General features: G+C 56.0%; 10 protein-coding genes. 4 read left to right on the top strand and 6 right to left on the bottom strand.

Annotated features, from left to right (window positions below):
- Window positions 1-31 precede the first annotated feature (31 nt).
- The 3 genes from tssC to tssA form a co-directional block, all read right to left on the bottom strand.
- Window positions 32-1,516: a type VI secretion system contractile sheath large subunit gene (tssC, locus tag ACP7B0_RS21365; RefSeq protein WP_426143649.1), complete on the bottom strand. Its 1,485-nt coding sequence runs from the start codon at window positions 1,514-1,516 to the stop codon at window positions 32-34.
- A gap of 3 nt (window positions 1,517-1,519) precedes the next feature.
- Window positions 1,520-2,017 (bottom strand): type VI secretion system contractile sheath small subunit, encoded by a 498-nt coding sequence (gene tssB, locus ACP7B0_RS21360; protein WP_331189643.1) that lies wholly within the window; start codon window positions 2,015-2,017, stop codon window positions 1,520-1,522.
- Between the two features lie 98 nt (window positions 2,018-2,115).
- Window positions 2,116-3,675, bottom strand: a complete 1,560-nt coding sequence (tssA, locus tag ACP7B0_RS21355; RefSeq protein WP_426143648.1) for a type VI secretion system protein TssA — start codon at window positions 3,673-3,675, stop codon at window positions 2,116-2,118.
- A gap of 568 nt (window positions 3,676-4,243) precedes the next feature.
- On the opposite strand from tssA, the gene ACP7B0_RS21350 reads away from it, so the two are divergent.
- Entirely contained in the window at window positions 4,244-5,260 is a 1,017-nt protein-coding gene (locus tag ACP7B0_RS21350) for a helix-turn-helix domain-containing protein (RefSeq protein WP_426143647.1), read from the top strand.
- A 34-nt stretch (window positions 5,261-5,294) separates the two neighbouring features.
- On the opposite strand, the gene ACP7B0_RS21345 is transcribed toward ACP7B0_RS21350, so the two are convergent.
- The 3 genes from ACP7B0_RS21345 to ACP7B0_RS21335 form a co-directional block, all read right to left on the bottom strand.
- A complete protein-coding gene (locus ACP7B0_RS21345; protein WP_426143646.1) occupies window positions 5,295-6,563 on the bottom strand; it encodes an MFS transporter in 1,269 nt (422 codons plus the stop codon).
- Between the two features lie 587 nt (window positions 6,564-7,150).
- Window positions 7,151-7,408: a type II toxin-antitoxin system RelE/ParE family toxin gene (locus ACP7B0_RS21340; protein ID WP_426143644.1), complete on the bottom strand. Its 258-nt coding sequence runs from the start codon at window positions 7,406-7,408 to the stop codon at window positions 7,151-7,153.
- Window positions 7,396-7,668 carry a CopG family ribbon-helix-helix protein gene (locus ACP7B0_RS21335; RefSeq protein ID WP_426143643.1) on the bottom strand — a complete coding sequence of 91 codons (273 nt, stop codon included), beginning with the start codon at window positions 7,666-7,668 and terminating at the stop codon, window positions 7,396-7,398. Before ACP7B0_RS21335 ends, ACP7B0_RS21340 begins: the two co-directional genes overlap by 13 nt.
- 251 nt (window positions 7,669-7,919) lie before the next feature.
- On the opposite strand from ACP7B0_RS21335, the gene ACP7B0_RS21330 reads away from it, so the two are divergent.
- Genes ACP7B0_RS21330 through ACP7B0_RS21320 form a run of 3 tightly spaced genes read left to right on the top strand, consistent with a single transcriptional unit; the run spans window position 7,920 to window position 14,478 of the window.
- The gene (locus ACP7B0_RS21330; protein ID WP_426143642.1) at window positions 7,920-9,905 is read left to right on the top strand and encodes a type I restriction-modification system subunit M; all 1,986 of its coding nucleotides are present in this window, start codon (window positions 7,920-7,922) and stop codon (window positions 9,903-9,905) included.
- Complete coding sequence (locus ACP7B0_RS21325) at window positions 9,902-11,281, top strand: restriction endonuclease subunit S (protein ID WP_426143641.1); 1,380 nt, start codon at window positions 9,902-9,904, stop codon at window positions 11,279-11,281. Before ACP7B0_RS21330 ends, ACP7B0_RS21325 begins: the two co-directional genes overlap by 4 nt.
- Window positions 11,281-14,478, top strand: coding sequence for a type I restriction endonuclease subunit R (locus ACP7B0_RS21320; protein WP_426143639.1), 3,198 nt, complete (start codon window positions 11,281-11,283; stop codon window positions 14,476-14,478). Before ACP7B0_RS21325 ends, ACP7B0_RS21320 begins: the two co-directional genes overlap by 1 nt.
- Window positions 14,479-14,481: the final 3 nt, after the last annotated feature.

Genomic DNA, 14,481 nt, shown 5'->3' with positions numbered 1-14,481 from the left:
GGTTTATCAGTTGGTTTTCAGGTACTGCCCATCAGTTCTTGTCGAGCTTGCCTACCAGCGACAGCGTGAAAGAGGCGCCCATGTATTTGAAATGCGGGCGCACTTTCAAACCCACGCGGTACCAGCCTGGATCCCCTTCAACGTCGCTGACGGTAATGTCGGCCTGGCGCAATGGGCGGCGACTGCGCACCCCCGCTGCCGGGTTGTCCATGTCGGCCACGTACTGACGAATCCAGGTGTTGAGTTCCGACTCCAGATCTCCACGCTCTTTCCAGGTGCCGATGTTTTCGCGCTGAATAACCTTGATGTAGTGCGCCAGGCGACTGACCACAAAGATGTAAGGCAACTGAGTGCCGAGCTTGTAGTTGAGCTCAGCCTCTTTGCCTTCCTTGTCGTTGCCGAAGTACTTGGGCTTCTGGCAAGAGTTGGCAGAGAAAAACGCCGCGTTATCGGTGTTCTTGCGCATCGTCAGCGCGATGAAGCCCTGCTCGGCCAGTTCGAATTCGCGGCGCTCGGAAATGAGCACTTCGGTCGGGATCTTGGTCTGGGTTTCACCCATGGCCTCATAGTTGTACACCGGCAAATCACCGACCGTGCCACCCCCCTGAGGGCCGATGACGTTGGCGCACCAGCGGTACTGGGCAAAGCTGTCGGACAAGCGGCTGGCAAAAGCGAATGCAGCGTTACCCCAGAGAAAGTCCTTGTTCCCGCCACCGACGTTCTCGTTGTAGCGGAAGGTTTTTGCCGGGATCGTGTCTTCGCCATAGGGCGTGCGCAACAGGAAGTGCGGCAAGGTCAAGCCCACAAAACGAGCATCGTCGCTTTCGCGGAATGCATTCCATTTAGTGAACTGCGGACCTTCAAAGACCGCTTGCAGGTCTTTGAGATTAGGCAGATCGGCGAAGCTGTCGATGCCAAAAAACTGCGGGCCTGCCGATGCAATAAAGGGCGTGTGGGACATGGCCGAAATGGCTGCGACTGACTGCAGCAACTTCATATCCTGAGCGCCTGGATTGAACTCGTAGTTACCGATGATCGAACCGAACGGCTGACCACCAAACTGGCCGAACTCAGCGGTGTAAACCGCCTTGTACAGACCCGAGCGGGTAATTTCCGGCGCGTCTTCAAAATCTTCGAGCAACTTTTCCTTGGAAACGCTGAGAATCTCCAGCTTGTTGTTTTCGCGGAAATCGGTACGGTCGATGAGGAATTTCAGCGAGCGCCATGAAGACTCAAGCTTTTGGAATCGCTCGTTGTGAATGATGGCGTCCACCTGACGACAAAGCTTGGCGTCCAAAGTGGCAATCATGTCGTCAATCAGGCCAGCACTGACTTTCTCGGTCTGGCGAGCAGGTTCGAGCAGTTCGGTGACGAAGGCTTCGAGCCCTTGACGGGTCACGGCGTAGGCTTCATCGCCGGGCTTGACACGAGCCGCTTCTACCAACTGATCCAGCAAGGACACAGACTCAACGGTTTGCCCGGTACTGCTGGCAACCTGACTTTTCTCTTCGCTCATGGGTTATTCCTTGTCCTTTACGCCAAGTTCCGAGAGCAAGCGCTCGCGGGCACCGTCATCGTTCATCAGTGCCTGAAGTTGCTTGCGAAATTCCGGCAGGTTGCCCATGGGGCCTTTCAAGGCCTTGAGCGAGTCACGCAGGGCAATGAGCTGCTGCAACTCGGGAACCTGAGCAACGATGGCGTCAGGCTCGAAGTCGCGGATGGACTGGAAAGTGAGCGATACCGGAATCTGCTCGTCCTCCGGAGCGTTTTCCGATAAGCGATTGGGCACCGCCAGTTGCAGGCTCAGGTTCTGGCCCTTGAGCACATCGGTGAAGTTGTCTTTATCGACGCGGATCGGCTTGAGGTCTTCCACGGGCGTATCGTCGTCACGCAAGGTGAAGTCGCCGATGACCAGTTGCTTCAGCGGCAGCTCAACCTGCTCCTGAGCACCTCCGGTGTCGGAGCTATAAACAATATTGACGCGCTCTTTGGGCGCGACTGAACCTTCACTAGCCATTAACTCTCACTCCTGTTGACCGGGCACGCTCAACGCTGCCGTTAAAAACCTCATGGCATGGATATGCACACGTCTGTCACGTAGTGCCTGCCACTGACTCAACTTGCCTGTGGACTGGCCAGACGCCAGAAAGCAGGAAGATCCATTGCGGCCAATTGCTGCGCCCATAACGCTTTGGAGCTGCCGTCTTCCTGGCTCAGGGCCAGTTCCAACAACGGTCGCACCAGATCTGGCTCCCATCGATCCAACCCCTGCTCTTTCGCTTCTTGCAGCAACACGTCAACCGCCACTTGCAGCGGGGCGCGAGGATCAAAACGTTGCAGCAAAAGGCATTGAGCGCAGCGCAGGCGGAACCGGTCACGGCCCCCGCTGACCTCACGCAGGCCGCCCTGCAGACGATTCATTGCGTCGCTCAACCGACCATCGGCAGCGTCTTGCGCCGCTTCATCAATCAGCGTTTGTAAGGCATCTGCGGCACCGGAACGGGTTGCCGGCTCCAACCCTTCAAGCCAACTGCGCGTCGCACCGTCGGCAAAGGGCTGACCGTCGGCGAACGTCAGTTCGGCCAACGCTGGAATTCGAGCCAGGAAATGCCGCGTCTCCTGGGCCACGCTCGTGGCACCGGCCAACGCTACGGCTCCGAGGCGAGAAAGTGCCGAGTGACTGGCTCGATTAAGATCCAGCCAGAATGGATAGGAGTTGAGTCGGCCTTCACAAAAGCGCACGACATCCAGTGCCTCACCGGCACTCTGTAAACGGTTGAAGGTTTCGAATTCAGCCTCGGAAGGCCCGGGCAGACGCGTGGTATTCCCTTGCGATGGCGGCGCCTGATCCAACGTCGTCCAGGCCAGCTGGCGATTCAGGCGAAACAGCAACGGCAAGGTGGTCCGGGACTCCAGGCAAAATCCAATCAGCGGTATCAGAGAGGAAAACACGCCACTGACTGCAGTTTCGATGGCCTCATCACTTTCCAGGCTGCCCAATGGCTGAGCAAGAGCAATGGTTGGCAGCGCCTTGACGGGCGCCGGCTGAGGTTGTGAGACCGTCGCCGGGGCAACGTTCCCTGCCCCGGACTGCGCAGGCACCTCATCGGGCGGCGTGACCATCGGCGCAATGGCGGCTTGCACCGGGAGCTGTGAAAGGCGACGACGCAACGCAAAAAACCCCGGCCCTTCCGCGTCCCGATCACGCCAAAGGGCGTCTATGGCATCCCAGTCATCAAGCAAGGCTGCCAGTTGCTCTCCCGGCACGGCTTCGAAACTTTCTTCAACCTTGACCGTAAGCCATTCAAGCATCCATTCGGCCTGATTGCGTCGGGCCCGCAACCGCGCAGGTGGCGGGGTCAACGTGTCCCAATACAGCTCAAGCATTTCGCGCAAGACATGCACACCGGTGGCCAGGCCCGGCAGGCCTTTGATCGTGGTCCAGGCACACACAAGCCAGACCGCGGCGTTGATATCCTTGCCCTCATCGCGAAGCACTCGGGCACAGGAGTCGGCGACTTTGTGCCAATCAACCCCGGAGTCGGCGTGAATATTGGTCAGCTTTTCAACTTCGATTTGCGCAAGCGAGAAAGCAGCGCCCTCCCGAGGATTCGCACCAGCGGGGTTGGCAACACTGATCGCAAACGCACCCAGCTCCTGATCGAGACAGCTCATTCATTATTCCTGCTAAATCACAAACCGCTCGATGCATCGTTACGTGCGTGACAAACTCGCTGCCGATGCCCGGATACTGAAAACAGGTGAACGTGACTTGCCGCCTGACTCAAGCCAGTTTTTTCATGAAAAAACATGGCATTAACACTGGATCGGGGCTTTTAAGGTGATTTACAGCGACACCTCTTTCAAAGCAGCACATCTGTCGCCAAACACTCGCCCCAGGGATTATCAAACGGTATTACGTTCGCGCTCTCTTTGAGTGCAGCTACAGGCAAAGCCCCTTGGCCAGAGCGCGATATGGGGTCCGGAGCAGGAAGAAAGTTATCAGATGGCCGCTGCAGCGCTTGACTCTGCGTTGCAGTTTTTGAACTTTTTTCAGAAATTGAGGTATCGAAAACCGGACGCGGTAGACAATGACAACGAATTACCCGTAGATTGGCAAAACCCGAGCATGCGAACACAACAGGGTGATTAATAATCCCTTGCGCCGACCATCAACTCGCCACCCCTCACAAACAACGGGCAGTTATTGATAACAACCGATCGTTGGGTCAGCAATGAAATCATGAAGAGTCCAACGCCCGTTCCAGAGGTGCGCTGTTTGGGCGCAACGCAGAACCACGATCATTTCGATGTCACCAACGAGCCGGCCGCCAGTCAATTACTGGCATGGCGTTGCCGTGTAGGCCACGTCATCGATGTCCTTCCATCATCAAGTGCTGCGAACCTGCCGTTCAACGCATCCATCGACCGTTACAAACTGGGCAATCGAACATTTACCGATTGTTCCAGCGATAGGTTATTGCTTGATCGCTCGGTCGCACGCATCTCCACGGACAACAACCGTGACTATGTTTTTCAGGTATACACCGAGGGGGGTATCGAGAGCATCGAGGGTGCCGGCCTTGAACGTCGGAGCCCTGCGTCGGCAAGTATCATGGTTCTGGACCTGAACCAGCCGATACGCATGCTTCGGAGCCGGTGCCGAGTGCTCACTTTTTTTGTACCCCGCCCGGTCGTTGAACAGGTGCTGCCCCATGCGGATTCCATCCACGGGCGTGTCTTCGAGAGTAAAACACCCCTTACCCACTTGATGATCGAACACGTCGCTGCATTGTCAAAAAGTCTTCCGGGCATGACTGAAAACGAAGCTGTCCAGGCATTCGATGTAGGCATTCAGTTGATGCTCGGGGCGTTTGCCAAACAAGCCAAACTCAGTGGCAACGTCCGCGCTGCGGCACGCAGCGCCGTGTTTGACAAGGCCAGACGCTATGTAAAAGAGAACTTGTACCAGCCCTGGTTAACACCGGAAAGTGTGCTGGCGGCATTACAACTGCCCCGCGCAACGGTATACCGCCTTTTTCAAAATGAAGGAGGACTGGGTCGTTACATCATCAACCGCCGTTTGCGTGAAGCCGCCGATGAACTCGTTCGTTACCCCGACCGGCAGATTATAGAAATCGCTTACAGCCTGGGATTTAACAGCGCTTCGGACTTTACCCGGGCGTTCCGTCGCCATTATGGAATGCCCCCTCAGGATCATCGCTTTATGGTAATGCAAAAAATGAACGCGCAGGGATGACGCAACGTTTTAGAACCCCAGGTACTGACTACTGTTATGCACCCGAGGGAAATTTTACCAATGCAAACAAGCTGATCAGCATTGCCCCCAACAAATACCCTACCGGTGCCATCGGGTTATGAGTCGCGTCAATCAGTAACGTCACAAGGAATGGACTGAACGCGCCAAAAAGCGTAACGCCGAAACTGTAAACAATCGACATTCCCATAGCACGGTGATGCCTGGGAAATGACTCCATGACCATTACAGTAGTCACACTATTGCTGCCCAATGCCACAACCGAGTAGCCGGCGATCAACAGCAAGGATACCCACTCGCTCACACCGTGGGTCAAGACGTGAAACACCGGGTACACCAACAGGATGCTGGCAAGCATCGTCACATACTGAATAGGCTTTCTTCGACGGTAGCGATCTGCGATACGACCAAACAAGGGAACCGCGATAAATAACATGACGCTCGACAGGCACGCCGAAAGTAGGCTGATAGTCGGCGACATCCCCAGCGTGCGGACCAGATAGGTCGGCATGTAAAGCACCATTAAATAAATGCTTGCCGTCGGGGTCGCCACCAGCAAAATCCCGAAGAACAGTGGGGAACGATACGCTTTCAGAAAGGTGGTCAATAAGGGCCGCTGCTTAACAGGTTGAACGGTCTCGATCATATTGCGCCGAATAACCCAACTCACCGGAGCGATCAGCAACCCAAGAATGAAAGGGATGCGCCAGCCCCAAGCCAGTAGCTGCTCAGGTGTCAGGAACGACGTCGTCGCAGCACCTATCAAAGCCCCCGCCAAAGCAGCCGCAGCCTGACTCGCCGAGCGCCAACTGACCAGATAACAACGCCTCCCGTTCGGCGCCAACTCCATCAAAGCGGTGGAAGCCACCCCGATCTCTCCACCGACGGCGAAACCCTGCAGCAAACGCGCGATAACAATAAGCAGCGTAGCGGTGACGCCAATGGACTCATAAGTCGGCATGAAGGCAATCAACGCGACTCCCGTCGCCATCAAAAAATTGGAAACGTTAAGCCCAGCTTTGCGCCCTTTACGGTCGGCAAGATGACCGATCACTAGCGCCCCCAGCGGACGCATGGTGAAACCGATACCGAACGCCAGCAACGACATCAGTAGAGAAGAAATCGGATTATCCGACGGAAAAAATAATTTACCGATGATCACGGCAGAAAAGCTGTAGACGGTGAAGTCGTAGACCACCAAACCATTGCCGATAACAATCGCAAATACAACATTCCTCGATTGCCGAGAAGCAATCGGCGCTGCTTCAGATGCAAGACTCGACATAATCAGTGGGACCCGGGAAGCCAGAATTGTAGGTAGGGAAGGCGGTCACAGATAACCATCTGTTTCAAGCCAATGAGCAACCCGGGGAGACAACCCCTATCACAAATGAACGCTAAAGAGTGCCTATGCCGTAATGCGGTTCAAAGAGCATCTGACGGGTATTGCTCAATTTGACGTGTCAACACGGAACCGGAGTCTACCCTCGGCCCGTAGGATCTGCCATGTGGATGTGATCGGCTGCTTGCCAGCAGAAAACGCAATCAAACGCCGCGCTTTGCAATGGGCGTATCGCCCGGCATCACATGGGTTATTCGTGTTTTTTGACGAGCGTGCGGTGCAACCCGCTCAGGCATCCTGCCCAAGCATTCAATCGAGTTACATGACCTCAACCCGATACCAATAAAAGCAAATCGACGAAATGGCTCTCGGTAACAAACCGGCATTTTAATACCGGCGCAAAAACCCCTTCGTCATGAAGGCGAGACCAACAGCGCGCGCTCAAAAGGAATCAACAACAACCAAGCTACCTAGGTCTTTCCGGAGACTGGGCAGGCCGATCTCAAACCGCTGAAAATACGCGGCCTTGCTCAGTAACCGACTTCTTTCTGATGCCGAAAGGCCAATACATAGACAGCATCATCCCCGCGCTCATGCCGATAGAGCGCCGCATAACCCGAATCACCGAATTCGATAATCAGCTCACGTAACTCCGGCAGCTCTGGAAATGGGCGGCCCACTTCCGGGCCTTCTTCCAGTTGAGCGAGCTGCGGACCTTTCTCGACAAGAAACTGACGACAGCGCTCCAACCCTTGCGCAGCACCTTCAGTAATAATCAATCGTGGCACTTGGGGAGCTCCGCCTCAGCCTCCGTCCCCCAGGTATTGAGCCAGGCCCGAGTCTCTTGGCCGGTCAGATGCCGACCCGTTTCCTGATAGGCTGCCCACGACGCCAAGGCTTCCTGCTTGAAGCGCTCACGACCCTCCTCACGCTCGACGTACTGCGCTATTGCCTCGCGCATAATCCAGTGGACCGAACGTTGACGTAGACCCGCCAGGTGCTGAATGCGGCTTTTCAAATCGTCATCGATCTTGATTGAAGTGGCCATCGCCGAACCCTCGCTATCTAAAGGTATTACCTTTGAATAAGGTATAAGTCGCCCGGCGTATCCGTCCACGCGCCAAGAAGCCGGACGAACTCACGCAGAACCTGGTTGGGAGGGCAAGTGGAGAGCCGTGAATGAGCCTTGGTTATCCACAACCAGCCCCTCAACTACCTATCGGCCTGCATTGGCTGTGACAGGTTGGCAGTTCTACAGGGTAGACTTAGCTTTTTTTGCCTACCCCAAGGAATTGTTGCGTGAATACGGAAAATCATTCCCAGACGGCCGCCTTTCTCTGGTCAATTGCCGACCTGCTGCGTGGTGATTTCAAGCAATCCCAGTATGGCCGCATCATCCTGCCGTTCACGCTGTTACGCCGCATGGAGTGTGTGCTGGCGCCGACCAAAGATGCTGTCATTCGCGAGTCATATGCCCAAGAAGGCCGCCCGGACAACATTCGTGAAATGTGGATGCGGCGTGCGGCAGGTGAGCGCCAATTTTTCAACGCTTCAAAACTGACCCTCGACACTATCTCCGACACTCAAACGGTCGACGATCTACTCAAGTATGTAGAGTTGTTCAGCAAAGACGCCCGGGAGATCTTCGAAAACTTCCACTTCGAGGACTTCGTTCAGCAACTGGCCAACGCCAACCTGCTCTACCAAGTGGTACAGCGATTTGCAGCGACCGACCTTAGCCCTGAGCGTATCAGCAACTTCGGCATGGGCATCATCTTCGAAGAACTGATCCGCAAGTTCGCCGAAAGCTCCAACGAAACGGCTGGGGAACACTTCACCCCGCGTGACATCGTGCACCTCACCACCTCGTTGGTGATCACCGAACAGGACCAAAAACTCGCGCCCAACAAAATCGTCACTATCTATGACCCAACAGCGGGCACGGGTGGCTTTTTGTCCGAGGGTGACGAATACATCCAGTCCATCAGCGAAAAGGTCAGCGTGTCCCTGCACGGCCAGGAGCTGAACCCCGAATCCTATGCCATCTGCAAAGCGGACATGCTGATAAAGGGCCAGAAGGTCGAGAACATCAAGCTCGGCAATACCCTGTCCAACGATCAGTTAACAGCCCCCGAGCACCGTTTCGACTTTATGCTCAGCAACCCGCCGTTCGGCGTGGAATGGAAGAAGGTGCAAAAGCAGATCACCGACGAGCACAGCCACAAGGGCTTTGACGGTCGTTTCGGCCCCGGCCTGCCGCGTGTGTCCGACGGTTCGCTGCTGTTTCTTCTGCACCTGGTCAGCAAAATGCGTGACCCGCGCGACGGTGGCTCGCGCATCGGCATCATCCTCAACGGCTCGCCGCTGTTTACTGGCGGCGCGGGTTCGGGTGAGTCGGAGATTCGTCGCTACCTGCTGCAAAACGATCTGGTTGAAGCCATCGTCGCGTTGCCGACGGACATGTTCTACAACACCGGCATCGCCACCTATGTGTGGATACTCAGCAACAAAAAAGCCGCCGCACGCCAGGGCAAGGTGCAGTTGATCGACGGCAGCCAGCACTACGCCAAAATGCGCAAGTCGCTGGGCAGCAAACGCCAGTACATCACCGAGGATCAAATCAACGAGCTGGTGCGTCTGTATGGCAGTTTCGAGCACACCGCGCAGAGCAAAATTTTCCCCATCGACGCCTTCGGCTATCGCCGGATTACCGTCGAGCGCCCGTTGCGCCTGAACTTCCAAACCAGCGCCGAACGCGTCGCTAAAGTGCTGGAAGAAAAGGCTATCCAGAAGCTCGACAGCGCCGCTCAGCAGCCACTCATGGCCGCCCTGCAAACAATGGACTCCAGTGTGCTGCACCGCAACCGCGAGCAATTCAGCAAATTGCTGAAAAAAGCCCTCAGCTCGCACAGCGTCAACCTCAGCGCGCCGGAGCTTAAAGCCCTGCTCAATGCCCTGAGCGAACGCGACCCCGAAGCGGATATCTGCATGACCAAGGGCCAGCCGGAAGCGGACGCCGGCCTGCGCGACAACGAAAACGTGCCGCTGGGCGAATCGGTGTACGACTACTTCCAGCGCGAAGTCATTCCCCATGTGCCGGATGCCTGGATCGACGAAAGCAAAACCGATGCGCTGGACGGCGAGGTCGGCGTTGTTGGCTTCGAGATTCCGTTTAACCGCCACTTTTATGTGTTTCAGCCGCCGCGTCCGCTGGCCGATATTGACCGCGACCTGAAAGCTTGCACCGACCGCATCAAGCAGATGATTGAGGGGCTGTCGGCATGAGCTTTTCTTCCTATGGCTCCTACAAGGACACTAACGTAGCTGAACTAGGGGAGGTTCCAGCGCATTGGAATGTCGTGCCCTTGAAGCATGTTGTGGAAACTCCAATCACTGATGGTCCTCATGAAACACCTGAGTTCATCGATGACGGTATTCCGTTTGTTTCTGCGGAGGCTGTTTCGTCAGGAGAGATAAACTTCTCAAAATCCCGATTTATTTCTCATGCTGATCATCATAGATACTCGAAGAAATACAAGCCGCGTAGAAACGATATTTTCATGGTGAAGTCCGGAGCTACTACTGGCGTAGTGGCTCTTGTTTCCACTGATCGGGACTTCAATATTTGGTCGCCATTGGCCGTGGTGAGGTGTTCTCGGCTGGCTTTTCCTCGCTACGTACTTCAAGCAATGCGATCTCGTAACTTTCAAGAGAGCGTCATTCTCAATTGGAGCTTTGGAACACAACAAAATATTGGAATGTCAGTGATCGAAAACCTGCGTATTCCATTGCCTCCAAAACCCGAGCAAACCCAAATCGCCCGCTTCCTCGACCACGAAACCGCCCGCATCGACGCGCTGATCGAAGAGCAGCAGCGCCTGATCGAACTGCTCAAGGAAAAGCGCCAGGCCGTGATCTCACACGCCGTCACCAAAGGCCTCGACCCCACGGTGCCGATGAAAGACTCAGGTGTGGAGTGGTTAGGCGAGGTGCCGGTGCATTGGGACGTTAAACAACTCAAGCATGTGGTAGATTCTAATACATCAATTACCTACGGAATAGTTCAAGCCGGCCCAGAGTTTGAAGGTGGCATCCCATATATTCGGACCAGCGATATGAATGGAAAAGAACTTCCTATCTCAGGCTATCCACTCACATCTCCTGACATTGATGAATCTTATGCAAGATCGCGTGTGCGGCCAGGAGACATAGTCATGTCTATACGCGCATCTGTCGGGAAGTGTTTGCCGGTGCCTGATGAGTTGAAAGTTGCCAATCTTACGCAGGGCACTGCGAAGATCTCGGCTGGCAAAGACATCACGCGAAACTTTCTTATCGCGTACCTCAATGCCGAGACTACTCAAAATTACTTCGATTTAATGGCAAAAGGTGCAACATTCAAAGAAATCACTCTTGATGCCTTACGGCGAACGCCAGTGCTTCTACCGCCATCAGATGAGCAAATCAAAATTGACCAATTCGTGGCTAGGCACGCTGGCTTACTGGATGAAACTAGTAAGCAAGCAGTCCAGACTGTTTCTTTACTTCAAGAACGCCGCTCCGCCCTAATCTCCGCCGCCGTCACCGGCAAAATCGACGTACGCGGCTGGCAGCCACCCGTCAGCGCACCCTCCCCTGAATGTGAAGAAGAGCTCGTGTAATGGCGAACAGCAAGGAAGCGCAATTCCAGCAGGACATCATCGACGCCCTGGCCGCCCAAGGTTGGCTGGTGGGTACGGCCAGCGGCTATGACCGGCGCACGGCGTTGTATACCGAAGATGTGCTGGGCTACTTCAAGGACGCCTGGCCGGAGCGTTGGGACAAGTTCGCCAAGGCCAACCCCAATGCACCAGAAGACATACTGATACAAAAGCTGGTGCGCGAGCTGGAGCAGAGCGGCACCCTGGATGTGTTGCGGCACGGCTTCAAATTGCCTGCGGTGAAAGTGGAGCTGTGCAGCTTTCAGCCCGACCACAGCATGAATCCGGATACGCTGAAGCGCTACCACTGCAACCGCCTGCGGGTGGTGCCGGAAGTGTCCTATTCACCCCACGCGCGTGAGGCTGGCAACAGTGGGGCAGGCTACAACCCACGGCTGGATCTGGTGCTGTTCGTCAACGGCATCCCCACCGCCACGCTGGAGCTGAAAAGCGAATTCAAGCAGTCGGTGGAAAACGCCAAGCGTCAGTACCGTAACGACCGCCCGGTGAAAGACCCGCTGACGCGCAAGCCCGAGCCGCTGCTGACCTTCAAGCGCGGCGCCCTGGTGCACTTTGCCGTTGGCCAGAACGAAGTGGCAATGACCACCAAACTCGCAGGGATAGACACCTTCTTTCTGCCGTTCAACCTCGGCAGCGAGGAAGGCGGCGCGGGGAACCCTATCGCTGCAGATGACAGCCAATACGCCACCAGCTACCTATGGCAGCGCCTGTTGCAGCCGGATGCCTGGCTTAAGGTATTAGGCCGTTTTCTGCATCTGGAAAAGATAACGCGTGAAGCGTTTGACGGTACCCCGACGACCAGGGAGACGATGATCTTCCCGCGCTACCATCAGTGGGAAGTGGTGAACACACTCATCGAAACCACCCATGCCGAAGGGCCGGGCAAGCGCTACCTGATCCAGCACAGCGCGGGCTCCGGCAAATCCAACTCCATCGCCTGGACGGCGCATCAACTCGCCTCAATGTATAACGCGGACGGGCAGCGGCTGTTCAACTCTGTGATCGTGATCACTGACCGCACCGTGCTCGACAGCCAATTGCAGAACACGATTTACCAGTTCGAACACGCCCAGGGCGTGGTTAAACCGATCAGCCGGGATGTCGGCAACCAAAGCAAATCCGAACAACTGGCCGAGGCGCTGGCTGAGCAGACGCGCATCATCATCGTCACCATCCAGACGTTTCCCGCCTTGTTCGATGCCCTGGACAAGTACCCGAAGCTGGCCAGCGGGCGTTATGCGGTCATCGCTGACGAGGCGCATTCGTCACAAACGGGTTCGTCGGCCAGCAAGCTGAAACAGATTCTAGGCAGCGATGCGTTGGACGCCGAGGAAGTCAGCGCCGAAGCGTTGTTGGACGCCGCCGTGCAGGCGCGCCAGCCGAATGAGCGCATCAGTTACTACGCCTTCACCGCCACGCCCAAGGCCAAGACCCTGGAACTGTTCGGTCGCCCGGCCGACCCCACGTTGCCGGCGAGCTCAAGCAACAAGCCGGAGGCTTTTCATCTGTATTCCATGCGCCAGGCTATCGAGGAGGGTTTTATCCTCGACGTGCTGCGCAACTACACCACCTACAGCACCGCCTGGAAGATTGCCCACCCGGATGGCGAAGACGACGAGGTGGACAGCAAGAAGGCACGCATCAAGCTGGCGCGCTGGGTGCGCTTGCACCCCTACAACATCAGTCAAAAGGTTGAAGTGATCGTCGAGCACTTCCGCGCCAATATCCGACACCTGCTGGATGGCCAAGCTAAAGCCATGGTGGTCACCAGCAGCCGCCAGGAAGCGGTGCGTTATCAGTTGGCGGTAAAGGCTTACGTGCAGCAGATGGGCTACGCGGATGTGCACCCGCTGGTGGCGTTTTCCGGCAGTGTGCTCGCCGATGAAGTGATACCTGAAGAGGTAACGGAAAACAGTCACCTGCTTAATGCTGGCTTGAATGGTCGCGACCTGGCCGACGCCTTCGACACCCAGGACTTCAATGTGATGATCGCCGCCAACAAATACCAGACGGGTTTCGATCAGCCCAAGCTGTGTGCCATGTACGTGGACAAGAAGCTGCAAGGGGTGGACTGCGTGCAAACCCTGTCGCGGCTGAACCGCACTTTCGGTGACAGCAAACAAACCTTCATCCTCGACTTCTTCAACGAGCCGCAGGACATTCTCGACGCCTTCTTGCCGTACTACACCAAAGCCGAGCTGACCGATGTCACCGACCCGCAGATCATCTATGACCTGCAGAAGAAGCTGGATGCCGAGGGGATCTATCACTGGCAGGAGGTCGAGGCGTTCGCCATGGCTTTCTTCGACCCCAAAGCGGCGGCCAGCAAGCTCAGCTACTACTGCACGCCCGCCAGAGAGCGCTTTGCCAAGCGTTATGCCTTCTCGGTCGAGTCGCGCCAGCAAGCTCTGGACTTCAAACGCACCGCCGAAGCCAATGGCGACAGCAGCGGCCTGAAAAAAGCCGAGCACGCACTGAAAGAGGCTGGCGAGCAGATTGATCAGTTGGATCTGTTCCGCAAGAACCTGCAAAGCTTTGTGCGCTTGTACGAGTTTCTGTCGCAGATTGTTCCCTATGAGGACGCCGAACTGGAGCAGCTTTGCGTGTACGCCAAGCACCTGCACCCTCTTCTGCGCGTGGACCGCCTGCAACAGGACGACGTAGACGTGGGAGAGCTCCAGTTGAGCCACTACCGCTTGAGCAAGCGCGCCGAACACCAGCTACGCCTGGACGAGGAAGGCGGCGAATACACCCTCAAACCTGGCAGTGATGTGGGCAGCGGCAAGCCCCACGATCCAGAGAAAAAACGCTTGTCGGAAATCATCGAGGCGCTGAACGATATCTTCGGTGCCGAGGTGAGCGATGACGACCAGCTACAGTTCCTCACCGGCATCGCCCAGCGCATAAGCCGACAGGAAGATGTGATGGCCCAGGTGAACAATCACTCGGTGGACCAAGTGATGCACGGCCTGTTCCCCAAGCGGGTGCTGGACACTGTGCTGGATGCCATGACCGACCACGAGAAGCTGTCGCTGGAAGTGCTGGACAACGAAACCAAGAGCCGGGCATTTGCCTTGGTAATTTTGAAGATGCTGAAGTCGGCCGCTGGCCTCGCTGAAAGCGGTCAACAGGGTTAAGGA

This window comes from Pseudomonas sp. DWP3-1-2 (assembly GCF_049896285.1).
Taxonomy (GTDB): Bacteria; Pseudomonadota; Gammaproteobacteria; order Pseudomonadales; family Pseudomonadaceae; genus Aquipseudomonas.
The sequence above is the reverse complement of the archived record's forward strand: the minus strand, read 5'-3'. Positions and strand labels throughout refer to the sequence as shown.